This window comes from Phyllobacterium sp. CL33Tsu (assembly GCF_900113985.1).
GTDB classification, from domain to species: Bacteria; Pseudomonadota; Alphaproteobacteria; order Rhizobiales; family Rhizobiaceae; genus Phyllobacterium; species Phyllobacterium pellucidum.
This window is the reverse complement of sequence record NZ_FORJ01000001.1, coordinates 991,757-1,017,348: the sequence shown is the minus strand read 5'-3', so window position 1 is coordinate 1,017,348 and position 25,592 is coordinate 991,757. Positions and strand designations below refer to the sequence as shown.

Here is a 25,592-nt window from a genome sequence, read left to right as displayed (position 1 = left end):
ACTTGGCTGTGATTGTTGCAGTTCGCAGCGAGCACGGACAGTTCAACAAAGGCACTACCAATGTCGGTGCCCCGTTTCCCGGATCTACCACTTCCGTAGAAGCCATCATCCATAGTCGCCGCTTTTATCGACCGGAATCAGCCCGCTACGCCTTATGTTCCATCGCCCTGGATGCCGCGCCTATCCCTATTGCCGAAGTGTCTCCCGGCCCGCGGTCTGTATAGTGAAACGAGGATTCTTCACTGTTTTCGGTTGCCGTTTCCATTCGGGGAAGCCGGTCCGGAGGCCAAAATGAAAAGAAGCTCTGAGAGCACGAGACCGGGGATAAGATATGACCGCGAAGACCGCTTTGATCATTGGCGTTACAGGCCAGGACGGCGCCTATCTGAGTGAATTCCTGCTCAAGAAGGGCTATATCGTTCACGGCCTGAAGCGGCGCTCCTCCTCGTTCAATACTGCGCGTATCGATCATCTCTACCAGGACCCGCATGAGGAAGACATTCGCTTTCGTCTGCATTTCGGCGACCTGACGGATGCAACGAACCTCTGCCGTGTCGTCCAGGAAATCCAGCCGGACGAAATCTACAATCTCGGTGCGCAAAGCCACGTTCAGGTCAGTTTTGAAACCCCCGAATACACCGCCAATTCGGATGCGCTGGGCACCTTGCGCCTGCTCGAAGCCATGCGCATCATGAAGATCGAAAAGACCTGCCGGTTCTACCAGGCTTCGACTTCCGAACTGTTCGGCAAGAGCAAAGAGGCGCCGCAAAACGAACAAACGCCTTTCTATCCGCGCAGCCCCTACGCCGCCGCCAAGCTTTATGCCTACTGGATAACCGTCAATTACCGTGAAGCCTACGGCATGCATGCGTCCAACGGCATCCTTTTCAACCATGAAAGCCCGCTGCGCGGCGAAACCTTCGTCACCCGCAAAATCACGCGCGCGGTTGCCGCAATCGAACGCGGCCTCCAGGAGAAGCTCCGCCTCGGCAACCTCGAAGCTAAGCGCGACTGGGGTCACGCGCGGGACTATGTCGATGGCATGTGGCGCATCCTGCAGCAGGACCAGCCAGATGACTATGTTCTCGCAACCGGCGAAACCCACACTGTGCGCGAATTCGTCGAAAAGGCTTTTGGCGCCGTCGGCAAGGAAATCGAGTGGGCGGGTTCAGGCGTCGACGAGATCGGTTATGACCGCAAGTCGGGCAAGGAACTCATCGAAATCGATCCGCGCTATTTCCGACCGACCGAAGTCGAGCTGCTCCTTGGCAATCCTGCGAAGGCGCGGGAAAAACTCGGCTGGACGCATACGGTCTCGTTCGACGCGCTGGTGACGGAAATGGTAGAATCTGATCTGAGGAACATCATGCGCGAAGAAGGGCGGAACGATTTCTATGGCTGAGACCGACGATCATCACTTTGACCTGCGCGGCAAGCGCATCTGGGTGGCGGGGCACACGGGTATGGTGGGCTCCGCGTTGGTGCGGCGCCTGCAGAACGAGGGATGCGATCTCCTGCAGGTCTCGCATGACGAGCTCGACCTCACGCGCCAGGCCGATACCGAGGCCTGGATGGCCAGAGCCCGCCCGGATGCGATTTTCATTGCTGCGGCCAAGGTTGGCGGCATTATCGCCAACTCCACCTATCCGGCCAATTTCCTCTACGACAATGCCATGATTGCCATGAACATCATGCACACCGCGCATCAGCTCGGTGTGCAGAAGCTGTTGTGGCTTGGCTCGAGCTGCGTCTATCCGAAATTTGCGGAGCAACCGATCAGCGAAGACTCGCTGCTGACCGGTGCGCTTGAGCCAACCAACGAGGCTTACGCAGTCGCAAAAATCGCCGGTCTGAAGCTTGCCGAGGCCTATGCGCGCCAATATGGCCAGCGATTTATTACGGCGATGCCGACCAATCTCTACGGCCCGAACGACAATTTCGACCTGCAGAACGCACATGTGCTGCCGGCATTGATTCGCAAGATGCATGAGGCGAAGATCGCGGGAAGTTCCAAGGCAATCGTATGGGGTACCGGAACGCCGAAGCGTGAATTCCTCCATGTCGATGATCTCGCCGACGCCTGCGTGTTCATCATGAAAAACCATGCCGGTCCTGAGATCATCAATATCGGCTCTGGCCGCGAGGTCTCGATCGGCGAACTCGCAAAGCTCATAGCCGGGATAGTGGGATACGAAGGCACGATTGTCTTCGATACGACCAAGCCCGATGGAACCCCGCGCAAATTGGTCGATCCGGCGCGACTCGAGAGCATGGGCTGGCGCCCGAGCGTGGCGCTCGAGGCCGGCATTAGCGACCTCTATCTGCGCTGGCAGCAATCCATGCACGTATCTCTCAGCGAAAAGCGCGTCGATACTGCCGCCTAATAACCAGAATTCGATCAACCCGCCTGCGCTTCCGGCGCTGGCGGGTTGATCTTTTGCAATCTGGACCCAACGGAGAAGCCCGCCGGGGTTAAAACCGCCGGCGGGCTTCTTCGATTTAATTACTTGGCTAATTGATTTTCTTTTCGACCTGGCCCGGCATGGTCAGTTGCGCGCGCAGAATATCGCCCGCCTTGATCGGATCATGCTCGGAAAGTTCGGTTTCCTTGTAATCGCCATTCACATTGCGAAGCACACTGAACGTCAGTTTGATCGATTCCTCGCGGGTGCTTGCACGCTGCGCGCTTGCACCGATTTCAGACATGGTCTGCACGATGAAGGAGAGCTTCTTGCGCAACCTCATAATGTCGAGGTCGATGTCCCGCAACTGACTGGCTGCATCGTTCGAGCGCTGCTCGCGCAAGGCAAGCAGGTTCTGCTGGATGGCATTCTCGTTCTGCTTCGCCCGGGCGAGGAACGAACCAAATTCCAGCGAGTCGCGGCGCATTGCCGAAAGCTGGCGTTGGGTGTCGCGCAGCGTCGACTGCGACGTAAGGCCCTTGTCGACCAGAGTCTGCGAGGCGTTGACATTCTTCTCCAGGAGCGAAATTTCGTCGTTGCGCAGCCGTGTACTTTCTTCGAGCGTCTGGATCTCCTCGCGGTAGTTCTGCGTCTGGGCTTTCAACGCCTGTTCCTGGCTCGCGAGTGTTGCGAGCCGCAGGTCGAATAACCTGCGTTCGGAATCGACCACGCCCTGGCGCGCATCCCTGTCCTCGGTTGGTGTATCGCTCGAAAGCACATATTCGAAAGGCTTGTCGTCGAGCTCCGCTTTCAGCCGCGCCTCCCTGACTTCTTGGGCGAAGAGCTGGAGGCTGGTGTCGGAATAATCCTGGCGGGCCGCCACGAGCTGCACGCCGGCAGCGTCGATCTTGCCCGCATCCTGTTTCAACCCCCCGCTCAAGGCGAAGAGCTCGAGCGCGATCATGCCGGGACGATACTCATACTTTCCCGGCTTCTGCACGTCGCCGATAACGAATACTGGAGCATATTCCTTGACCGCCACCGAGACCGAAAGGCCTGGTATGTGTTGCAGGAGCGCCTGGCTTATGCTGCCGGTAACTTCCGGGATGCTGTGATCGGCGACCGCAATGTTTCCGAGGATCGGATAGCCGATCGTTCCGTCGACACCGACCGGGAATACCCCGGAGAGGCCGGCGTCGCCATAGACAGTGATCTGCAGCACATCTCCGGACGCAATCTTGTAAGGCTCCTCAGCCCAGGCCGGGGACACCGTCGATGAAAGCAGCAACAGTGACGAAAAAGTCCAGGCTGCCACTGTGCGATTGATGCGAAAGCCGATGCCGTTACTTTTGTTCTTTTGTTTGATTGACATGGTTCACCTCATGCCTTCGCTGTGAAGGAGCGGGATTTTTTGACATGCCCGGCGATCTTCTTGATCACCTGAGGCGATGCAAGCTTGATCTTCGGGAGGGAGGTATCGATATGGCCAGCCTTGCCTTTCCGGCGATCACTGTTGAGCACGATGCCACTGATCTTGCGGCCATCCGCACGCAGCCTGTTAACGGCGGCAACCACCATATCGGTTCTTGCCGTGTCGCGCCGTACGACGACGATTGTCGTATCGACCAGCGCCGAGACGCGGATCGCGTCTGCGCCGTTATTGAGGGCAGGCGTATCGATCAGCACGATGTCATACTGACGCTTCAACTGGGCTATCATCTTGGCGAATTGTTCGTGGCCCAGCAGATATTCGGCTGGAACTTCGCAGCTTTGCGAAGCGACGAAATCGATGGTCGACGCGAGATCGTGTTGAACCGCAGCTTCCAATGTCTGCCTGCCGCGGATCACCTCTTCGAGATAGGGGCCGAACTGGTCGCCAAATTCCTGCGCAACCATCGGGTTACGGAAATTGGCGTCAACAACGACAGTCCGGATACCAGTCGCAGACAGGGACCGGGCCAGGCCGGCGACGATCAGCGTCTTGCCTTCCTGATCGCCGGCCGAGGTGATTGCGATGGCACGCGATGCCTTCGGCGAAGACGACAATAGCAAGTGGGCCTGAAGATCAGCGATGGCTCGTCCGAAGCTCGAGTGGCCATCCCTTACCATGCGGGCGACTTCCTGGCGCTCGCGATGCGTGAGCTCGGGAATACGGCCAATGATCGGCAGGCGGGTGATCGTTTCGAGCGATTCAGGCGAGCGGATCGACCGGTCGAACCATTCGATAAGGAATGCTCCGAGGAAGCCAAGACCCGTGCCGGCAATGATGCCGAGCAGTAGCCAGCTCTTGAGGCGCGGGCTCGATTTGGACGATGCCGGCTGCGCGCGGGAGATCATGCGGGCGTCAGCCGAGGCAATGCCATCCTGCTCGATCGTCTGCTTGTAGCGTGTCAGGTAGCTTTCATAGATGGCGCGATTGGCGGCCGCCTCGCGGTCGAGTTGGTCCGCGTGTACCAGCGCCTGGTTGGCCGTGGACATGCTGTCCTGAATCTCCTTCAGGTTGGCTTCCACCGCCGCCTGCTGGCGGTGCGTGACTTCAATCTCGCTCCGAAGGCTGTTGATGATCTGCTGGATCCCTTCATTGATCTGAACGTTCAGCGAATCCAGCTGAGAGTTCAGTTGCGGCAGCTGTGCGCTTTGCGTGGCGCCGCTCTGCTTGATTTCCAGAATGGCGCGTTCGACGCGGGACTGTTCGGTTCGCAACGCCAGGATTGCCGGGGAATTCAGGACTTCAGTCAATGCGACGCCGGCCTTGTTGTTTGCTGCGTCGATGGCCGTGGCGAGCCGGGCTTCCGTCCCTGCAAGCTTTGCCCGAAGATTGGCCAACTCGCCATTGAGTGCAGCGATCTGCTGGGACTGCAATGTCATGCCATTGGCCTTCACAAGGCCCGACTTCTCACGAAAATCGGCGGCGGCCCGTTCGGACTGTTCAAGCGTTGCGCGCAGGCTGACGATCTTGCCGCCAAGCCAGTCGCCGACGCGCCGCGTAGCGGATGTCTGAACATCGACCTGGTAGTCGAGATAGGCCTCGCCGAAGGCATTGGCCACTGCTGCGGAATAGACGGGGTTATCCGAACGGTAGCTGATATAGATTGTGTAGGAACGGCCGTCATTGGCAACATTCACATCCGACAGAAGCCTGTCGATGCGATCGCGGTTCTGATCCTCCAGCGTCGCGGCATTGGCGCTGTCCGGAACCGGCGGTTCCACTCGCGATGCGGCTCGCTCCGCCTCGGGAACAAGCCTCCCGTTGGCGTTGAAGCCCTCTCGATCGAGCCGGGCCAGGACGTTCTCTGCCATCGTTCGCGAGGTTATGATGTCGAGTTCCGTCCGCAACACCGGACTTTCCTGCGGCAAGGGGGAAACCACGGACTCCGTTGGCAAGGCTTGGAGTTTACGTACATTGAGGGCGAGGATCGCTTCGGAACTATATTGTGCCGGTGTGAGCATATAGCCGACGAGCGCCACGCCGACGGCTGTGGCAACTCCCGCCAGAACAACGAGCTTTCGGCGCCACAGTAGCGAGGCGATGCGAGGCAGCGCCATGCCGCTGCCATGGGTGGACGGTACTTCGGATACGATCATGATTGACCCCCCTGCAAGTTCAGATTTCGGTTAACTGGCCCAGGTCAGGTCAGAATCTGGTCTCATGCGGGATCATGTCGCTAATCTTGTAGGCAACCTCGGTCCGGTTCGTCGCGCCGAGCTTCTTCATGATATTGCGGATGTGCACCTTGACCGTGCTTTCGCACAAGTTCAGTTCGTAGGCGATGATCTTGTTGGCCTTGCCGCGGCGCAGACCCTCGGCGACGGCCGACTGGCGAGCCGTGAACGAGGTTGCGATGTGGCGGAATTCGTCGTTCCGGTTGCCGAGCATCTTGCGCAGTGCGAGGACGCTGCTTGCCGGTACGAACTTGCCGCCGGCAATGGCAAGCTCGATGGCCTGCATGCAGATCTCGATGCCGCACGTTGTCGGAATATAGCCGCGAACACCGATTTCGAGCGCCTTCAGAACATAGTTGAGATCATCATTTTCGGCGACGACGACGACAGCTGCGCTCTCGAATGTTGCAACGAGTTCGCTGATTTCCGCCGTCAGATCGGTATCATCCATGTTGCGGTTGCCGGCGTTTACCAGGACAGCGCGAAGATGGGAAACACTTCGCTTTGACGCGCGCCATTCTTCGAGGCTACCGAATGTATATACTTTAAGACCGATGTGATGATTGTGAAGAGCCTGAGCAAGACATTCGCGTTCAAGGGCGCGTTTGTCGACGATTGCGAGATAATCTTCAGGCTGATACTTTTGGAAATGGCGATCGTTGCTATATACTGCGTGATGGTGCTGATTGTTGTTTACAACGATTTCGCGGGTAAAGGATTCATTCTCGAGTTTCCCCATAAGGGACGGATGCGTATTCTCCATTTTACTACCCCAGTTTTTATATTTGTTGCGAGTTGATATATTGAACGTGTTAACCACGCCCAGCCGCACTTCTTTTCACGGTTTTCAATTTACGCCGATTATTTCGGGGTGTCTTTAATCCTCGAATAATTCATTCGATTGGGGCAATCGGGCCGATGTAGGCAGCGCCCAGATCTAGGCCTAGTCAGGATTAGTTCGACTTAGCCGGTGTTTAGTCATAAAAATGCGAAGAATCGGACGGGTTAATTACTTAATTACACGGTTTATACTTTAGGATAATCAATTTACGCACAGCAGGAGCGTGCCGATAGGGCGATTCGGTCGCCTATGGCCTCCGAATCGTGGGCTTGCCGTTTGCAAGCGTGAAAGCTCACTTGAATGTGATCGCGAGCTTGCGAACGGTGAAGCCCTCGGCAAAGCGATCGGCGGCCCGGCATTCCATGCCGCGCAGCCTCGCGAGGCCCTTGAAGGTCAGTTCATCGAACCAGTCCTTGGAGCGCTGCGTGCCGAAATGCTTCAACAGCAGCTCCACCTTGCGGTCCATGATGTTCGAGGTCAGGGGCACATAGGTGTTCGGTTGTCCGACATCACCATCCCATTTTGGGATCTCGTATTCCAGCACGAGATGATCGCGAAAGACGTTGGTGGTGAGGCGATTGACTTCGCGATGATCCTGATGCGCGTCGTCGCGCGCATGCGTAAAGATCACATCGGGTGAAACACGGTCGCGCAGCGCCATCAGCCACTGCTTGATCTCCCGGCTCTGATCGGGAAAGTAACTGTCCTCGAACTGGCCGAGGTCGATCATATAGGATGCAGCGCCCTGCAGGAACGACACAGCCGAATCATTGGCCTCGCGTGCCCGTACCCCGGATGCGCTCAGCACACACCAGTGAACATCGACGAGCACTCCATCCGCGATCAGGCTCAGGATAGTGCCTCCGGCGCCGATCTCGATGTCATCGGAATGGGCGCCGAGGCAAAGTATCGACAGGCGTTCACCGCGTTTTGCCAGAGGCAGTTGCTTCATAGTGCCTTGACCACTCGGATATTCGTTCCGTCTCGCGCAGCACCATGGGCCGTCCAAGGCATGTCGCCCCGTTCCACCATCTCCTGGAGCGACTGCCAGTCGCGCAGGGTGTCCATGGATCGCCAGAAGCCTTCATGCTTGTAGGCCATCAGCTTGTCCTCGGCGATGAGGCGGGTAAAGGGCTCAAGCACGAGTTCTTCGCCTTCGCGCATATAGTCGAAGATCTCCTTGCGGAAGAGGAAATAGCCGCCGTTGATCCAGATATCCGAGCGGTCGGATGAACGGAATTCGCGCACGCGCCCGTCTTCGGCAATGTCTGCAAGATGATAGGTGAGGGGCGGGCGGACAGCGAGGAAGCAGCCAATCTTGCCGCTTGCCTCAAACTTGGCGATCATGTCGTCGAGATCGACATTGGAAAGACCGTCGCTGTAATTGGCGAGAAAGATGGGCTCGCTCTTCACCTGGTCGCGCACGGCCCACAGGCGCTCGCCGATATTGCGCCAGATGCCGGTATCGATCAGCGAGATACGCCAATCCTTCTGCGACTCGCCCAGAAGTTCGACATTGCCGTTGCCGGACACCACGCAGTCCGAGAAGGTCTGCGGCCGGACGTTGAGGAAAAAGTCCTTGACCACGTTGGCCTTGTAGCCGAGGCACAGGACGAAGTCGTCATGACCGTAGTCGGCATAGTACTGCATCACATGCCGGAGGATCGGTTGCGAGCCAAGCGGGATCATCGGTTTCGGCACGTTCTCGGAGTATTCGCGGATGCGCGTTCCCATACCGCCGCAGAAAAGGACGACTTTCATGGCTGCAACTCCTTCGGATCGATGATGCTGACGCCGGGGATCGGGACGATGAACTTCGCGCCCCATTCGGCGACATGGCGCATTTGATTGACGATCTCTTTTTTGAGGTTCCAAGGCAGGATCAGGATGTAGTCAGGCTGCATCAGGTCGATGGCTTCGACAGGTTCGATCGGGATATGCATGCCTGGGGTATAGCGCCCGTGCTTGTACGGGTTCCTGTCGACGGTGAAGTCGAGGAAATCGGTGCCAATGCCGCAATAGTTGAGCAGCGTGTTACCCTTGCCCGGTGCGCCGTAGCCGCAGATCGACTTACCTTCTTCCTTGGCCTTGATCAGGAAGGAGAGAAGTTCACGCTTTACCTTGCGCGCCCGCTCGACAAACGACGTATAGACTTTGAGCGTGTCGAGGCCTGCCTTCAGTTCGTTGTCGCGGACGCGGGCAACGCTCGGCTGTATCTCGCGTGCACTGTCTTCGTGAGCGAAATGGATGCGCAGCGAGCCGCCGTGGGTGACAAGTTCTTCGACATCGATGACCTTCAGGCCATGGCGCTTCGCCATATGCTCGATGGTCAGCAGCGAGAAATAGGAGAAGTGTTCGTGGTAGATCGTATCGAACTGGTTTTCGGCGATCAGCTTTTCGATATGCGGAAACTCGAGCGTAATGACGCCTTCGGGCTTCAGCAGGACCTTCATGCCGGCGACGAAGTCATTTAGGTCCGGAACCTGCGCGAGGACGTTGTTGCCGACGATGAGATCGGCACGCAGGCCCTCGGCAACGAGTTCACGTGCATAGTTCTCGCCAAAGAATTCGACCCGCGTCGGTACGCCCTTTTCGATCGCGACCTTGGCGACGTTGGCTGCGGGTTCGACGCCGAGCACTGGAATGTCGAGCGGCAGAAAATGTTGCAGCAGGTAGCCGTCATTGCTGGCCAGTTCCACGACCAGGCTATTGCGATTGAGGTCGAGCTGCCGTGCCATCTGGTGGCAGTACTTCTTGGCGTGAGCGACCCAGCTTGTCGAGTAGGAGGAGAAATATGCGTATTCTTCGAAGATCGCCTGGGGGCTGACATATTCAGCAAGCTGCACCAGGAAGCATTCCTCGCAAACGAAGACGTGCAGTGGATAGTAGGCTTCCATCGAGTCGATGTGTTCGCGCGGCACGAAGCTTTCGCAGGGTGGTTGCATGCCAAGATCGATGAAGGTGTGCTTCAAACCGGTGCCGCACAGGCGACAATGGTGAACTTTGTCACTCGGGCGGTTTGCCAACAAAAGCGTGCTGGTTTGAATGTTCATGCGGTCGCTCCCGGTCACTGGCCACGATCCGCGCAAAGGAGACGTTCCCGGCGGACCGATCATTGCTGTTCATGGCTAGAAGGTACGGCGTCGGCGCTTCAGGGGCGATATGACTATGCGACCAGTGGGGTCATCCGAAGGTGGAACGTAGGCGGATCAGGTCGTTCAAACGGAGGCAGCATCTGACGGAAAACGGCCGTAAACTGGCGGTTAGAGATCCTTGTCGGCGCCAGAGCCGACGGCAAATTCTACCCCTATTTGTGAGTTTCGCGCGGGCAAAGAGTTTGACAGAATTGGCCTTGCGGAACGTAACCGATGCGAGGCTTGAGCATGCGATTCACCGAGACAGAACTGAATGGCGCCTGGCTGATCGAGGCTTTGCCGATATCCGACGAGCGCGGCTCGTTTGCCCGGACGTTCTGCGCCGCGGAATATGCCGAGCATGGCCTTGAAACCAATTTTGTTCAGCACAGCGTCTCGCATTCGGTCAAGAAGCACACGCTGCGGGGCATGCACTTCCAGAGCGCGCCGCACGCCGAAGTAAAGGTTGTGTCATGTATTGGCGGCGCGATCCTCGATGTGATTGTCGATCTGCGTCCGAACTCGCCGACATATCGCCGCTGGACCGCCTGTGAGCTCACGGCGAGCAATAATCGCCGGTTCTATATCCCCAAGGGATTTGCCCATGGATTTCAGACCCTCACCGAGGATGCTGTTGTCGCCTACCTGATCTCGGAATTTTATAATCCGCAGGCCTCGACCGGCGTCCGCTGGAACGATCCTGCCTTCGCTATCGCCTGGCCAGCTGAACCGACTGTGCTGTCGGAGAAGGATCAGGCCTGGCCGCTCCTCGATAAATTGCCTGCCTGACCGGATCAGGCAGCTTCAGCGAGAAGGTCGTTCTCCCTCAGCAGCTGCGCTGCGCGCACGATATCGCTGAAGGCCATCCCTGAGCGTTCGGCTATATCGAGCAGCGAGTGCTGACCATCGGCGAGGTTGAGAACCCAGAGATAGGCCATGGCAGTTTCGCCTGCGGATTTGTCACCGCCGAGCGCCGAATAGAGGCCGCGGCGTCCGAGCTGCGGCTCGCCCTTGGGAAAGAGATTGAGCGGCGTCCAGTCCAGTTCGAGGATATCGATTGCCTCCATGATCATCTTGTAGGACGAGGCAAGGTGCTCAGGCGCGATAAAATCGAGATTGTCCGCGGACGTGTGATATTGCGGAAACGTGCCGAACGCGCTGCGCTGGAACAAGCCGACAGGAAGATTGTAGCCTGGCGAACAATATTGCCGCTCATCATACCCGTAAGGGCTGAAATCCTTGATCGTGCCCTTGCGATCTTCCCGGTTGAGCACATATTCCATCGCCTTGTCGATCGTGGCATCGCCGCGCCGGCTGCGTTTGTAGTTCGGTCCGCCGCCGTCACCCACGCAGGAGACGATGAGGCCATGATCGATCCGGGCCGCATTTGCCTCATTATGGGCTAGCCAGGTAAGCGCCCCGATCGTGCCGGGGGCAAAGAGGAAGCGGTAGTTATAGCGGGTCTTGCGCCCGCGCATTGCCTTGGCCAGGCAGGCAAGCAGCGCGAGGCCGGAGCAATTGTCGTTGGCGAGCGAGGGATGGCAGATATGCGCCGATAGCAGCACGTCCCGGTCGGTCTCTCCCTTATGGACATATTCGCCATAGGTGAGATGTCCGTCCGCCTTTTGCGAATCGATCATGACCTCATATTCGCCGTCCTCCATGGCGAGGAAGCGGTTATGCGTCATGCAGAACCCCCACTGTTCGCTGTAATACGAGGTGCGGTAGGGGATGAGATCAGGCTGGTCTGGCAAAGTGTAGATATGCGCCTTGAGTTCGCTTAGCGGCATCGTCCGATGTACCGGCGCGCTGTATCCGAGGACATGGAGATTATGGTCGGCAAAATCGACGACCTTTCGCCCCGAGGCGTCCTTGATATAGCCGCCTCGGATGTTCCACTCCTGCGGCACAGTCCAGTCCAGCACCGGGGTACCTGTCGGAACCTCGTGCTGGGTCAGGTCGATCTGCTGGCCAAGGACCTGCAATGTCTTGCGAACGCCCTCGCCCGTTATGCTGCGGCAGATCGGGTAGAGGCGAGCCGCCAGCGCGTAGATGCGGATACCCACATCCACTTCCGCGTCGGCCGCCGGCCGCATGTTTTCGAACGAGACCATAAATGTGTTCATGTCATGCGCTTTGCGTTTAGACGACAGCATCTGCCAGGGCAGGATGTCGGCTCGAGGACGGAACGCGGCGCAGGCTCTCGTTGAGCGTACCTTCCTCCAGTGACTTGCGGATATTGGCGATGCGCTGGTAGCGCGGTCCCTCGAACTCCTGCAACGTCAGGCCGGAAGTCGCATAGGCCGCGTGCAACTGCTCGGCGCCCGCGCGCGCATCCCAGACCGGCTTGAAAGCCGGGAGAACGCGCGCAATCTTTTCGAAGCTGACGCGATAGGAGCGTGTGTCCGGCCCGGCATCGGCGGCAAATTCGAGCTTGCAGCCCGGAACGACCTCTGAAACGATCTCAGCGATTTCACGGATGCGATAGTTGTGAGCCGACTGGCCGACATTGAACGCTTCGTTGTGCACCTTGTCCTTCGGCGCTTCCATGGCGGCGAGGAAGGCACGCGAAATATCCTCGATATGAACGATCGGACGCCATGGCGAACCATCAGACTTCAGGAGGATCACGCCTTCGGTCACTGCCCATGCAACAAGGTTGTTAAGGACGATATCGAAGCGCAGCATCGGCGAAAGGCCATAGGCTGTTGCCGGGCGCAGGTAAGTCGGGGTGAAATTGTCATCGGCAAGCTTGGCTATGTCCTTTTCCGCAAGCACCTTGGACGAACCATAGGCTGTTACCGGATTGAGTTCGCCCGTCTCGTCGATCATGCCCTCGCCGGACTTGCCGTAATTGCTGCAGGAAGACGCAAAGAGGAAGCGTGAAACGCCTGCCTTCTTGGCGGTCTCGGCAAATTTGACGCTACCACGGTGATTGATCTCGTAGGTGATATCCGGATTGAGGTTGCTCAAGGGATCGTTCGACAACGCAGCAAGATGGATGACCGCATCGAACCCCTTCAGGTCGCTTACCTCGACGTCGCGCACGTCCTTGCAGAGCCCCGGAACATCCTTGATCGAGCCGCCCGGCGCATAGCCACAGCTGCGATAGAGTTCGGCGTCATAGCCATGAACGTCGTGGCCAGCCTTCATCAGGAAAGGCACCATGACCGTTCCGATGTAACCCCGATGCCCTGTCACGAGTACTTTCATGTCGCAATCCTTTTGAAATTTACGTTGGATTTGTAAAAACGGTACTTCCGGGCGCGTTCGACAGCGAGAGAGGAGTTCGGTGGATCAGGGTGTAACAAGGGCTACACTTTGGGGAGGTTCTCTACGCCTTTTGCCCGATTGCACTTTCACCGAACCGGACTCTAGCCGCGATCCTCGAACACGAGGAGCCAATCCGTATAACCGGCGGCATTTTGCGCAGCCGGAACTTCAAATGTTACCGTTTCCCGCCGCTGGGTTTTCTGCTCGGCGGCATCCGTATATTTGCCGGATGCGGGATCATACCAGCGGGCGCGTTTGGCATGGGGCGCAAGTACCGCCGAATTGATGGCGACGTCGCTGCGCCCTGAAACATAGATCACGGCGAGGCTACCGTCCTTCGACATGCTTCCAAACGCGGTGCCTGGAAACAGCGTGTCCGGATCCACCAGAAGCCTTCCCTGTTCGGGCTCGAGTTTCCACCATGGCAACGCGTCAAAGAACTGCTTCAAATAGCTAATGCTTTGTGCTCCCCGGCTTCCGAGGGCCGCTTCCCAACTGTCCTTGGCATCGAAAAGTCCAGGCCCGGAAAAATGCCAGATGGGGTTACTGCCGAATATCTGGCCGCAGGCGCCGCCCAGAAGGGCACCGTATGCGATCTCGCGAAGGCTCTGCTCGGTCGAATCGTGTTCTCCCTCATAGGCGCCTTCGATGAACAGGAATGGGGTTTTTGCATTGGAAGTGTAGCGTTCGAGCGCTTTGTCTTCTACCTCGTCATAGGTGTAGATGGTATCGAAACTGAGCCATTTCGCCTCCGCCCACATTCGCTGAATATCGGTATCCGGACTTCCGTGAACGGTTTGGAGAGCTTCTGGATTTGTTTCGGCCAGCCCCTCCGCGACCGCATTAACCAGTACGTGGTCTGGCGGGTTGTAGTCTCCACCCTGAACCCAAACGATGTTCTTGTACTTTCGAAAACGCTGGCCGAGATAGCGCCCGTACGATTTGAGGGCTGCCGGTCCTGCAGCCGCCATTTCCTTGTACCAGCCTTCGTCACCGCCGCCTGCTCCGAGATAGGACGGCACGAGAAGGACAAGAAAACCGCGCTCCTGGGCTTTCTGCAGGATCCAGTCGGCATCGTCGAAATAGGCGTCGTTTGGCCGACTGAAGTCGCCCTTCGCGAGAAACGGATCGCGGTCATAGAAATTGCGCGGTGCGTTGCGGCTGAAGCGGTGTTCAATCAACGATACGAGGATCGTGTTGAAGCCACGCTTTTGCCGGTCAGCGAGATACTTGTCCGCCTCTTCGCGCGACAGTTCGCCAATCAGCGACCAGGCGGCATCTCCGGTGACGAGGAATGGCTTGCCGGAGGCATCCTCCAGATAGCGGTGATTTTCTGAAACGCGCAGCGGAAATGCCACCGGATCTGCATGGCTAGTAAATGGAAAAAGCACCAGCAACAGGCATGCCCATCGCCGGATATATTCAGCCATTCGATGCACGTTCCAGTTGGCGGTGCGCCACGGGCCCCCTGTTGAACCGACGGAAGACGACGTCTGACGGGCGTCCGACGAGGTAGTTCTCGACGCCATTTTCGAGCGCCTGCTTGTAGACGCCCAACGCCCCGTCAACTGCATCGATCGTGCGGGCCACGTCTTCGTCGCTATGGGTGTAGCTCACCACCAGCGACGGCATGAGGATGCCGCGTTTGATGGTTTCCTGAAGGAACAGGGTGCGGAATGCCTGGGAAGGGGCTCGATCCTGATCAAGCGTCGCATAGGCCAGACAGCAGGCGCGGCCGGTTACCTTGACGTAGGCGCTAAGACCATGACGCGTCGTTGCCTGCGCGATCCCGGCGCGCAAGGCCTGGCCCTGATCGTAGAGATGTTCGATAACCGGTTCGTTCCGATAGATGCGCATCGTGGCGATCGCCGCCGCTAAGGCGTGCGTTTCCGCCCCATGCGTGGTCGACAGAAGGAATACCCGCGGCTTGCCCGTCTCTTCCAGCCCGCCGAGACGCATGAATTCGCGCTTGCCGGCAAGTGCGGAGACGGAGAAGCCGTTGCCGAGTGCCTTGCCGAAGCAGGAGAGGTCGGGCTCGATACGATAGAACTGTTGAGCGCCGCCGACATGCCAACGAAAACCGGTGATCATCTCGTCGAGAATGAAGAGCGCGCCGTTGCGGTGGCAAAGATTGCGCACTTCATGCAGGAAATTGTTTTCTGGATCGTCCCCGCGCGATGCCTCGAGAATCAATCCCGCGATCTTTCCCGGATGGTTCTCGAACAGCGCCTTGACGCTTGCAATGTCATTATACTTGAACCCGAGTGTCAGTTCCTGAACGGCTCGCGGTATGCCGGCATTCATTTCCGTCGTACCGATGAACCAGTCGTCGGTCGAAAAGAACGGATGATCACTGCAGCGGGCAATATAGTCCCGGCCCGTGACTGCTCGTGCCAGACGGACCGCGCCTGACGTTGCGTGCGATCCGTCCTTACAGAACTTGACCATCTCGGCCGTCGGGATTGTTTCAAGGAAGGTCTCGGCACATTCGACTTCGATATCGGCCGGACGGACGAAGTTGCAGCCGCGCTGTAACTGCCGGGTGACCGCTTCGAGCACCGGGGCGTATGCATGGCCAAGCCCGACGGATCGGTTGCCCATGCCATATTCGATATATTCGTTGCCGTCGACGTCCCAGATATGGCTGCCGAGCCCGCGTGCTATGAAGCCAGGCGATAGCACCGGATATTGATCATCGCCCTTTGCGTAGGTGTGGGCGCCGCCCGGGATAAGGTGATGCGCCGGCCCGCGCAACTGGTCCGATTTTTCGAAGCTCTCGATCAATGTCGACATTTGCTAACCTCATAACCACGACGCGGGCGTTTTCTCCCACGATCAAATATGACGGCGGCGCCGGGAAAATTCACTTCGGCAATTCAGTCAGCAGCAAGCGTCAAAAGGGGTAGGGACCTAAACTTCAAGTTCTTTCCCGCATGACGCGCAGCCAGTTCTTGATCGGAGTCGGGATATAGGTGCGCAGGCCCGGACGAAGCCCTTTCGGGAACGACCAGTCGGCAAAGCTGAGCGGAGGCGCGATTTCGGGGGGCGCGGCCGTGACGTTACGGATGACTTCGGCATAGCGACGCGCCATTGCATCAAGGGTGAAGACGTGTTCCGCTTTGTCTCGCGCGGCACTCGAAAGGAGCTGCGCCGCCTCCGGATTTGCCGCAATGCCAGTAATGATCCGAGCGGCCTCCGCGCTGTTGCCGATCTGGAAGAGAAAACCATTGATGCCATCGTCAATGATCGTGTCGGTAACGCCCCGGATCCGCGAAACGACGGGAACGCAGCCGACTGCCATCGCCTCTGTCAGCGTAAGGCCAAAGCCCTCAAACCGCGACGGCATGATCATCACATCCTGATGGAGCAGGACCCTGTGAACCTCTTTCGGGTGTACGGCTCCGAGAAAGGTGACACGCTTGCCATGGCGGGCAAGCTTGAGCTTCAGCGCCTGTAGGTCTGGGCCATCCCCCGCGATGGTCAGGTGAATGGAGGCGTCGAGATGGTCGAGAATGTCGGCGAGCCAGAATACGCCTTTGGAAGCGTCCTCGACGCGGCCGAGGAACACGAGGCGAAGCGGTTCCGTAGCTCGCGGCGTACGATTGAGCAGTCTCGACAATCGGGTCTCGGCTGCGTGCGGAATGGCGAACGTATGGTCTGCATCAAAACCCATGGTCCTGACGAGATCGGACTGGATCCGATCCGAAACACCGATTGCGGCATGCACATGATCACGCACGGCGACCGCAGCTGCATAGGTGCCGGCGGTGATGTTGTGCACGATCATGATGCGCGTGATCGCTTCCGGCAGGTAGCGCGCGATATTGGTCTGGATTCGGTCGCTGAGGACGTTGATGAACACGCCGTCGAAGCCTCCTTCCTCGATTGCAGCCGCGAGGGCGCGGGCTTGATCGCGCTCGTTCGCCAGGCCATCCGTACTGACTGACGTGCCAAGCGCAAATTCCGGGAACCATTCCGGGTCTTTCAGCGCTTCGGTTTGGCCCATCGACATCCAGCAGACCTCGATGCCGTAGGGCGCGAGCCCCTCGCGCAACTGCTTGAAGACCGTGTAGGTTCCGCCGATATGCGGGCGTACAAAATAGGCGAACTTCATTCCGCTTGATCCTGCTGGGGTCCGCGCCACATCGCCCGGCCACAATGCAATAATAGTGGCAATTTGGCTCGCGACTGTACCTGCCGCGATGGGCAGATGCCGTAGCCTTTTGGGGGAACACCTTCATCGTTCGGGTGCCCCCGGTGTTCCAAGAGCCATGTGTTTTTTTGCATCGCAGCGCAGCAAGATCAAATCCGGTGCCCAATCGACCCCGCTTGTTCGAACAGCGGCACGCGACAGAATGTGGGTCAGGTGTTGAGTACGCGTCGATCGGTGGTCCGAGCAATGTACAATTGAGGGCTTGAATGAAAATCGGCTTGCTAGGTCAGTTTGGCAGCGGAAACACCGGCAATGACGGTTCGCTCGAAGCCATGCTCGATTTCCTGCGTGCTTCCAAACAGGAGGCCACGCTGCTTTGCGTCTGTTCCAATCCAGCTGCGGTCACGGAACGCTACAAGGTCGATGCAATCAGCATCGGCGGCGTCCAGCTTGAAGGCAATTGGTCCAACAGGCTCAATCGGTTGCTCGCGGATTTTCCCCGCAGGCTGGGCAGCCTTTATGCCGTCATCAGTGGACTGCGCGGCGTGAGTGTCCTGATCATCCCCGGCACGGGGATTCTCGATGACTTTCAGGAGACCGCGTTCGGTTGGCCTTTCGTTGTATTTCGCTGGTGCCTGGCTGCGCGTCTGCAAAATGCGCGCATCGCCTTCGTCAGTATTGGAGCGGGTCCCATTGAAAACCCCTTGAGTCGCTGGTTTTTGAAATCCGCGGCCAGAATGGCGCAATACCGGTCGTATCGCGATGATTTCTCACTGGAATACATGAAGGGGATTGGGCTCGACGTGACGCCGGACCTGCGCTATCCGGACATCGCCTTTCGGCTTCCCTTGCCTGCCGCGGTGCCCGCGAAAGACACGGCGCGCACGACCATCGGGGTCGGTGTGATGGATTACCATGGATGGAAAAAGGCGAATGCAGACAATGCGGAAGGCGAACGTATCCACAACAACTATATTGCGAAACTGACCCAATATATTTGCTGGCTGATTGACGAAGGACATAACGCACGCCTTCTGACCGGCGATCTGCGCGATGGCAGAGCCGTAAAGCAGTTGATGAAGTCAATTTCCTCGACACGGCCCGATATTCCCATGGAGCGCATCGCGGTCGGTCACGGGGGGTCGTTGCACGAGCTGATGAGCGAAATCGCACAGACGGACATCGTCGTTGTCTCACGTTATCACAACGTGGTCTGTGCTTTGAAATCCGGCCGGCCGACAATTTCGTTGAGCTATAATCTAAAGAACGACTATCTGCTGTCCCAGTTCAGGCAGGCTCATTATTGCCAACACATCGAAACCTTTGATGTCGAAAAGCTCAAACAGCAGACGAACCAGGTGCTTGGCAACATGGATGCCGTCAAGCAAGAGATAGCGGGGGTCAATCGTTCGCTTCAAGAAAAGCTGGCTGAACAGGAAGCCGTCCTGCTACATCGCGTCATCGCCGGGTGATCGGCGCGTAGCCCGCCAGAGCTTCAATCTGCAATCGCAGTTCCAGTCATCCGCCGCGTTAGCGATGCAATACTGGCTTTGGCCAAGGACCAGGCGCCAGCACGCTTCCACAGATAGCCCACGGGCGGCAACAATGCGGCGGCCGGATGCAAGTGCAAGGCCCTGGCAAACAGTTGGCGTCCGCCGGGTTCGCCACGGCATATCAGAGAGATGGCCGACCAGTAGGCCCGGTCGCTGAGCGCAAGACGCGCCGTGCGCAACAGTTCCTCGGAATTGTCGAGGTGCGCGCCGACACCATTGAAGAACGCGTTGTAAGCATCCTCGAACTCAATGCTCCATTGGCGAATGTTTCCAACGGTCGCTGACTGGTTGTTCGAATGGACCCGCGCGATGGCCTGAACCGCCGCGGTGGATGCAATCGAGCCACGCAATGCAAATCTCATCCACATTTCCATATCGTCAGTGTGGCTCAATTCGGGGTTGTAGTATCCGACTTGCTTCTGGACAGACGTACGGACCACGACGGTCGGCCCGCTCACGTAGTTGAGGCCGGCCTGGCAAATGTCTTTCAGAAAAGTCGGGCCATCCTTGATCGTCCACTGCGCCCTCGCGCCAATGTTCGGCGCGGTATCGCTGCCTCTGCCCTCGACCTGGAAGAATGTTGCCCCATGCGTCAGGTGAACGTTCGGGTTCGCCTCCATGCAACCGACCGCGTTTTCGAGTGTCCCGGGGGCAAGGAGATCGTCCGAGCAGAGGATGAGGAAATAGTCCGACTGGGCCCACTCGATTCCATCATTGAATGATGCGTGAGGTCCCATGTTCTTTTCGCGAAGCAGGAGTTCGACGCGTGGATCTTCCGCTGCGATATCGCGCGCTATCTGCTGGCTGCCGTCGGTCGAAGCATTGTCGATGATTAACACGCGAATTGCATCGACATTCTGGTTCAAGGCACTTTCGACACAACCTCGCAGGTAGCGGGCATAATTATAGTTCGGTATGACGACATCGACCGATTTCATCGATTGAACCCATGAAACTGATGTCGGTACCAGGTGATCATTCGGCGGGGACCCCCGGCCTGTTTGCGAGCAGCCGGGGCATGAACAGCTCGACCATATGGATGATTTCGTCAAGGAGAGGATGTTTCGTCAGGACGAGTGCCGTTAGCCACCCGGCCGCAGAAAGGAGGGTCGCGACGAGCGCAAGGCCGATCGACAGGTCGAATGCGAAACCATGGGCAGCCAATATGCCGAGTGGCCCTATGACAGCCCCGAAGGTGACAAGCGCGCTGTTGCAAAGTATCGCAGCGAATTCAGTCCATGCGAACGGTACATGCCGGCGCACATAGATCAATGAAATCGCCATTTGGAAGGGCAGGACAATAAACTGGCTGAAGACGAGTGCGTAAAGGCCATAGAAGCTCGCGACGCAGATAACCACCATCGCCAGACCTCGACCGATGAAGTTCGCCTCGAATGCCTCCCTGTTGGCGCCCAAGGCAACAAGAACCGGGAACGTCAGAATATTCGGAAACCAAAAAATGGCAGCCAGCGACAGGAGCTGGACGAGCGGTACTGCTCCATCCCACGCCGGTCCGAGAGCGATGTGGACAATGGGGTAGGCCAGTATCGCGAGGACAAGCTGGGCCGGCCAGTAAAGGGCGGTGATATAGCTGATCAACCTGAGATAGGCTTCCTTTACGCTGCGATTTTGTCGAACCTCAGCGGCAAAGGCCGGAAAGGCAATGGAGAACAGCGCCGACAGCATGAACTTGTCGGGGAGCCCGCATACGAGATTGGCGCGGTTGAACAGGCCGACTGCGGTGAGCGGCATGAAGTGTCCGAGAACGAGTTGAGGCAGCGCTTCGTAGGTTCGGTCGAGGACGGTCGAGGCCCCCTTGTAACCGCCGAAGACGAAGAAGGACCGCCAACCTTTAAGGCATGGGCGATACATCCAGAGAATGGGGCGTGCGTGAAACGCAAGCACCATCCGCACCAAGGCGGAAACCAGCGTACCCCAGGCATAGCTCATGAAGCCGAAATCGAACCAGGCCAGCGTGACCGTGACGGCGGCATTGGTGATGACGCCGAGGGCGTTGATCCGGGTCATCGCTCCAAACTGCATATCCCGCTTCAGCAAGGCGGCGATGGTGCTGACGGACGAATCGATAACGCCGGAGAATGCCAGAATAATGATGAACATCTTCAGGGCCGGCTGAGAGTAGAACTCCGCGATCCAGGGGGCAAAGGCAGACAGGCCGCAGCAGATAAGAAGCGATGTGCCGAACATCAGCGTAAAAGCGGTGCGGATATCCTCACGCGAAACGTCGATGCGCTGAATGAGATACTCCGAGGTGGCAAACTCGCGGATATTGAACGCAATCGTACCAATTCCGAGGCCTATGACCGCAATACCGATTGCTGTCGTGTCCAACAGACGCGAAAGAACGGCGATCATTGCCAAGCTTACGATCACTTGGGAATATTGCTCCAAGGTCGCCATGAAAAAAGCCCGGCGTACTGTGCCCAATTGATGCGCTCCTGTATGTCGCTTCGATGCCGCATGTGCGAAGGGCATTGATTGTTGATTGTTTTGCGATCGCACAGCAATAGGAGATGATTTGCCTCCCGTGATCCAACGAAGGTAACTGCAGCAGGGACGGCATTTAAGATGCCTAATGAGATAGCGCACGCTAAGCCGTTTGAAGTAAGCAGTGCGAATTCTGGCTGACCGCGCGATCAATCGGATGTAGCGAGACGCCACTTGACATTGGTCGAACGTGCACCGCGGCTATAATACTGCCGTGGCGGGCATGCAGAAAGTCCGCTTTTGGATGCGTCCTCTATCCGTCAAGCCGAATTATCAATCAATAACAAAAAGGTCTTTAGTTAGATGGCTTTAAACCCTTGCGGCGGGATCTGAATTTTCATGATCGAAGACGAACAAATACGCATCGAACTTATGGCCACCCAGTTCTGGCTGCGTGCACTTTTCATGCATGTGGCAACGGGCACGCCGCCGAGCTCCTTTTCAGTCCAGGAATACCTTACAGAACTCAAGAACTCTGCGCCCCAGGATTGCTGCCCCCACGGCCTGTCGCCTGCCGATTGGGACAACGAGCATCTTTTGCATTATCCATGCTATGAACGGGTCGGGCTGCAGATCATGGAAACGCTGCAAAGCCTCGAACGCAAGCTTGCCCCGCTCGCAACGCATGGAAGGCACTGAAAAACGTTGGAACGCGTCGAATGCGTCATTGCTGGCGGCGGTGTCATCGGCCTGGCGATTGCCCGGGAACTTGCGATGCGCGGCATCGAGACGCTCGTTGTCGAGGCGGCGGAAACCATCGGTACCGGGACCAGCTCACGCAATTCCGAGGTCATCCATGCGGGCATCTATTACCCGCAAGACAGCCTCAAGGCGCGGTTTTGCGTTGCGGGGAGGAGGGCGCTCTATGCTTTCGCCGAAAGTCACGGCGTTGCCTACAAGCGCTGCGGCAAGCTGATCGTCGCAACCAACGAGGACCAGATCGGGACTTTGGCGACGATAGCCTCGCGCGCCCGCTCCAACGGAGTTGACGATCTTGTCGAACTGTCGGCAGCGGAGGCCAAAAGCCGGGAGCCGGACCTTTCCTGCAATGGAGCGCTGCTTTCGCCCTCGACGGGCATCATCGATAGCCATGGACTGATGCTCGCGCTGCTTGGCGACGCGCAGGACCACGGTGCAGCGATTGCCTTTGGCACAAGAGTGGTGAGCGGTGAGGTCGATGATAAGGGGCTGCGGCTCGAGACCATCGGCGTCGAGAACGACCGGCGCTACGAATTGCACACGTCGATCTTCGTCAACGCCTGCGGACTCGACGCGCCGGCGGTGGCGTCAACGATTGCCGGCCTGCCGCAGAGGTTCGTTCCGCGCGCCCGCTATGCCAAAGGAAACTACTTTTCGGCACCCGGCAGGACGCCCTTCAAGCACTTGATCTATCCGGTGCCGGAAGAGGGAGGGCTTGGCGTGCATCTTACCCTTGATCTCGACGGGCGCATGCGGTTTGGGCCCGACGTCGAATGGGTCGAAGGGATCGACTATTCCGTTGACCCGCAGCGCGCCGATCGCTTCTACGCCGAAATCCGCAAATACTGGCCGGACCTTGCGGACGAAGCCTTGCAGCCGGCCTATTGCGGCATACGGCCAAAGCTTGTGATCGATGGCGAGCCGGCTGCAGACTTCGTCATCGAAGGGCGAGAAACGCACGGCGTGAACGGCCTCGTCAATCTCTTCGGTATTGAGAGCCCTGGCCTCACCTCCTGCCTCGCCATCGCGCGGCATGTCTCGAAAATGATAGAAATTTCCTGAAGCCGGGATTCGCCCGGCGCACCCCTCAAACGTATTTGCAGCAAGGCAGCAGCGCCCGTTCTTATCCAAGCCACGCTTGCCACTCTATCGGCAACGGTTATCGGAGCGGGGGGTAAAAGCCGCGCTGTCCACCGCCGTTGCGGGCGGTAACTCGCAGTTTGCTCAGGTTGAATTCCCGCCATGCGCAGGAATCGGGTGGCGCGCTGTTTGAGCGAGTGCAACTTTCAACGTATCCAAACTGGAGTGGAGGCCCATGGAGAATCTGTTGACCGGCATGCACGCAATCGCTGCGCAGCGCGGCGATGGCCTCCTGCCCGATCTGGCAAGAGTGATAAGCATGCGTAGCGCCAATTACGACGGCAACGCTCACCCGCCTGTGTACGGTTCGACTATTGACTTACAGCAGACTTCCGACGCGACGATAGGGTCAACTTCGTTGAGACAGGCGAAGGGCCAATCCGTTGTTTAGTTTCCAATAAATGTAGGAACAGTGGATCGCCGATGCCCGTGCCGCCGCCGTTTCGGTCGGGTTTCACGCCTGTCCATGGCGCGCTCACTTCAGGGGAGATCGCACAGACGTGGTGCGCGGAGCAGTGCACAGCCTGGCGCTGCAATACTAGGAAATGTGTTGAAATCAGTTGGCTGGGGAACCTGGATTCGAACCAGGACTAACGGAGTCAGAGTGTTTCAACGATTGTTGTTTTCATTACGGATTTTCATGCTATGTCGCGTCTATGTTGCGCCAACCGCGAGTAGGCGGCTCTCCGCATCGGCCAAGGCTTGCGCTTCGTCGGCCGCTGGAAAGAGGTGACCATAGGTATCAAACGTCACTTGGATGCTCGAATGTCCCATGCGCGATTGTACCGCTTTGGGCGATAACTCAAGGCCGCCGTCGACCTTGCTGTTGATGCACCATGAAGCGAACCAGTGCCGCAATGCGTGCAGGCCGGTGTATTTCGCCTTGATGACAAGCTCGTCATCCTTGTCCTTCTTTTCGATCGTGACGCCTGCTTTGATCAGCGTTGGATGCAACCCGCGCTTAATGATGTTCTGATGCCATTCGATATTCCCTTCCCCGTTCGGAAACACAAGATTCAGTTCGCCTTTGGGGCAGGCGAGCTTCCACTCCTTTAGGGCATTGATGACCATCGGTGTCAGCGGAATTGTCCGCTGTCCGGCGTCGGACTTTGGCATGCCGATCACATGATATTTGTCGGCGCGCTGCCGGACGTGAAGTCGGCCTTTATCAAAGTCAATATCTGTCCAAGTCAGGCCGCGGAGCTCCGACGCACGAAGACCGGTAAAGATGGCCGTGATCAAAAATGGCCGGTATCTGCCCTCAGCAGCCCCGAGGATTGCGCGCACCTCGTCCATGGTGGGAATATCAATCCCGTACCGCAAACGCGCTTTCTGACGCTTCTCCGCCTTGCTGGCGCCGCTTCCCCGTTTCTTCGACATTTCGTGCACGGCATTGCGAACGACCAGACCACGCTCTTGAGCGTCAGAAAGGATGCTGCCGAGGCTGACAGTCACCCGCTTGATCATTGCAGTCGATCGGCCGTTCTCTCGCAGTATGTCCTGAAAGTCCCTGACCGCCGGCACGGTGACCTTGTTCAGCTTCGTAGAGCCGAGGTAGGGAGCAATGTGCAGATTAAGGTGCTGGGTGTACTGGTCGATCGTCGATCGCTCGAGCCCGGCCTTATCGCAGCTTACCAGCCAAAGATTTCCCGCCTCGGTCACCGTCACCGTGTCGCTCTCGGCGACATGGACCCCTTGGCGTACCTCAACGCTTGCAGTGGAGGCAAACTGATCTGCCTGCCTCTTCAGTTTGAACGTCTTCAGCCGGCGCTTGCCTTTGGTGTCGACATAATCGACCACCCAGGCGGTTTTCTCCTCGCCCTTGCCATTGGTCCATGTGCGCTTACGCGTGCTCATCGCCGCGCCGTAATCTCTTCTGCGCTCAGGTATCCTTTCTCGACCAGGTGATCGACGACGAGTTTCGAGAGAGCAATGTCTCGATTGCTGATTTGTTGATCATCCATGAATTCGAAGAATGCCAGTTGGACGTTCCTCGGAATTGAATCGGACAGGAACTTCCATGTGACAACATTCCTTACGGCGTTCACGACCTCTTCAGCATCGTACTCGGAAACTTTCGGCTCGAATGATCTTTCAAGCCGGGAAACTATCTCCGCATTCATTGATCGATTGTTGGCCTGTGCCGACTCCTCAATCAGGCCTTTCAACTCCGAGGTCAGTCGCAACTTGAACTGCGGGTCGGTCTGTTTAGGTGTCGCCATGTCT

General features: G+C 57.7%; 21 protein-coding genes. 6 read left to right on the top strand and 15 right to left on the bottom strand.

The features are described 5' to 3' along the window. Positions 1–331: 331 nt before the first annotated feature. Positions 332–1,402: a GDP-mannose 4,6-dehydratase gene (gene gmd, locus BM074_RS05035; RefSeq protein ID WP_027230553.1), complete on the top strand. Its 1,071-nt coding sequence runs from the start codon at positions 332–334 to the stop codon at positions 1,400–1,402. Continuing rightward, complete coding sequence (locus BM074_RS05030; protein WP_091920201.1) at positions 1,395–2,384, top strand: GDP-L-fucose synthase family protein; 990 nt, start codon at positions 1,395–1,397, stop codon at positions 2,382–2,384. The genes gmd and BM074_RS05030 overlap by 8 nt, the downstream gene beginning before the upstream one ends. A gap of 127 nt (positions 2,385–2,511) precedes the next feature. Here BM074_RS05030 and BM074_RS05025 read toward each other — a convergent pair whose 3' ends face one another. The 6 genes from BM074_RS05025 to BM074_RS05000 all read right to left on the bottom strand — a co-directional run bounded on the left by BM074_RS05025 (position 2,512) and on the right by BM074_RS05000 (position 9,959). Beyond that, the gene (locus BM074_RS05025; protein ID WP_051614622.1) at positions 2,512–3,774 is read right to left on the bottom strand and encodes a polysaccharide biosynthesis/export family protein; all 1,263 of its coding nucleotides are present in this window, start codon (positions 3,772–3,774) and stop codon (positions 2,512–2,514) included. A gap of 8 nt (positions 3,775–3,782) precedes the next feature. Beyond that, entirely contained in the window at positions 3,783–5,987 is a 2,205-nt protein-coding gene (locus BM074_RS05020) for a GumC family protein (RefSeq protein WP_051614620.1), read from the bottom strand. A 49-nt stretch (positions 5,988–6,036) separates the two neighbouring features. Then, positions 6,037–6,828: a response regulator transcription factor gene (locus BM074_RS05015; protein WP_027230550.1), complete on the bottom strand. Its 792-nt coding sequence runs from the start codon at positions 6,826–6,828 to the stop codon at positions 6,037–6,039. A 370-nt stretch (positions 6,829–7,198) separates the two neighbouring features. After that, entirely contained in the window at positions 7,199–7,858 is a 660-nt protein-coding gene (locus tag BM074_RS05010) for a PIG-L deacetylase family protein (RefSeq protein WP_027230549.1), read from the bottom strand. Further along, positions 7,855–8,667, bottom strand: coding sequence for a sugar phosphate nucleotidyltransferase (locus tag BM074_RS05005; protein WP_027230548.1), 813 nt, complete (start codon positions 8,665–8,667; stop codon positions 7,855–7,857). Before BM074_RS05005 ends, BM074_RS05010 begins: the two co-directional genes overlap by 4 nt. Beyond that, complete coding sequence (locus BM074_RS05000; RefSeq protein WP_091920197.1) at positions 8,664–9,959, bottom strand: class I SAM-dependent methyltransferase; 1,296 nt, start codon at positions 9,957–9,959, stop codon at positions 8,664–8,666. Before BM074_RS05000 ends, BM074_RS05005 begins: the two co-directional genes overlap by 4 nt. A 330-nt stretch (positions 9,960–10,289) precedes the next feature. On the opposite strand from BM074_RS05000, the gene rfbC reads away from it, so the two are divergent. Beyond that, a complete protein-coding gene (gene rfbC, locus BM074_RS04995) occupies positions 10,290–10,829 on the top strand; it encodes a dTDP-4-dehydrorhamnose 3,5-epimerase (protein WP_027230546.1) in 540 nt (179 codons plus the stop codon). A 5-nt stretch (positions 10,830–10,834) separates the two neighbouring features. On the opposite strand, the gene BM074_RS04990 is transcribed toward rfbC, so the two are convergent. The 5 genes from BM074_RS04990 to BM074_RS04970 form a co-directional block, all read right to left on the bottom strand. Beyond that, a complete protein-coding gene (locus BM074_RS04990; protein ID WP_175498958.1) occupies positions 10,835–12,136 on the bottom strand; it encodes a DUF4910 domain-containing protein in 1,302 nt (433 codons plus the stop codon). Positions 12,137–12,182: 46 nt separating this feature from the next. Then, the gene (locus BM074_RS04985) at positions 12,183–13,253 is read right to left on the bottom strand and encodes an NAD-dependent epimerase/dehydratase family protein (protein WP_027230544.1); all 1,071 of its coding nucleotides are present in this window, start codon (positions 13,251–13,253) and stop codon (positions 12,183–12,185) included. 161 nt (positions 13,254–13,414) lie between these two features. Then, on the bottom strand, positions 13,415–14,743 hold the full coding sequence (locus BM074_RS04980; RefSeq protein WP_175498897.1) for a glycoside hydrolase family 140 protein: 1,329 nt from the start codon (positions 14,741–14,743) through the stop codon (positions 13,415–13,417). Continuing rightward, positions 14,736–16,106 carry a glutamate-1-semialdehyde 2,1-aminomutase gene (locus BM074_RS04975; RefSeq protein WP_091920192.1) on the bottom strand — a complete coding sequence of 457 codons (1,371 nt, stop codon included), beginning with the start codon at positions 16,104–16,106 and terminating at the stop codon, positions 14,736–14,738. Before BM074_RS04975 ends, BM074_RS04980 begins: the two co-directional genes overlap by 8 nt. Positions 16,107–16,230: 124 nt before the next feature. Beyond that, a complete protein-coding gene (locus BM074_RS04970; protein WP_091920190.1) occupies positions 16,231–17,427 on the bottom strand; it encodes a glycosyltransferase family 4 protein in 1,197 nt (398 codons plus the stop codon). 305 nt (positions 17,428–17,732) lie between these two features. Between BM074_RS04970 and BM074_RS04965 the strand changes: the two genes are divergently transcribed. Further along, the gene (locus BM074_RS04965; RefSeq protein WP_091920188.1) at positions 17,733–18,938 is read left to right on the top strand and encodes a polysaccharide pyruvyl transferase family protein; all 1,206 of its coding nucleotides are present in this window, start codon (positions 17,733–17,735) and stop codon (positions 18,936–18,938) included. Between the two features lie 23 nt (positions 18,939–18,961). On the opposite strand, the gene BM074_RS04960 is transcribed toward BM074_RS04965, so the two are convergent. Both BM074_RS04960 and BM074_RS04955 read right to left on the bottom strand, forming a co-directional pair. After that, a complete protein-coding gene (locus BM074_RS04960) occupies positions 18,962–19,957 on the bottom strand; it encodes a glycosyltransferase family A protein (RefSeq protein ID WP_091920186.1) in 996 nt (331 codons plus the stop codon). A gap of 37 nt (positions 19,958–19,994) precedes the next feature. Then, positions 19,995–21,440, bottom strand: a complete 1,446-nt coding sequence (locus tag BM074_RS04955) for an oligosaccharide flippase family protein (RefSeq protein ID WP_228019323.1) — start codon at positions 21,438–21,440, stop codon at positions 19,995–19,997. Positions 21,441–21,866: 426 nt separating this feature from the next. Between BM074_RS04955 and BM074_RS04950 the strand changes: the two genes are divergently transcribed. Both BM074_RS04950 and BM074_RS04945 read left to right on the top strand, forming a co-directional pair. Next, positions 21,867–22,166, top strand: a complete 300-nt coding sequence (locus BM074_RS04950) for a hypothetical protein (protein ID WP_027230538.1) — start codon at positions 21,867–21,869, stop codon at positions 22,164–22,166. A 6-nt stretch (positions 22,167–22,172) separates the two neighbouring features. Beyond that, positions 22,173–23,288: an NAD(P)/FAD-dependent oxidoreductase gene (locus tag BM074_RS04945; protein ID WP_091920182.1), complete on the top strand. Its 1,116-nt coding sequence runs from the start codon at positions 22,173–22,175 to the stop codon at positions 23,286–23,288. A gap of 732 nt (positions 23,289–24,020) precedes the next feature. Here the strand turns inward: BM074_RS04945 and BM074_RS04935 are convergent. Beyond that, positions 24,021–25,223: a tyrosine-type recombinase/integrase gene (locus BM074_RS04935; protein WP_091920178.1), complete on the bottom strand. Its 1,203-nt coding sequence runs from the start codon at positions 25,221–25,223 to the stop codon at positions 24,021–24,023. Then, the gene (locus BM074_RS04930; protein ID WP_091921478.1) at positions 25,220–25,588 is read right to left on the bottom strand and encodes an Arc family DNA-binding protein; all 369 of its coding nucleotides are present in this window, start codon (positions 25,586–25,588) and stop codon (positions 25,220–25,222) included. The genes BM074_RS04935 and BM074_RS04930 overlap by 4 nt, the downstream gene beginning before the upstream one ends. Between the last annotated feature and the right edge of the window lie 4 nt (positions 25,589–25,592).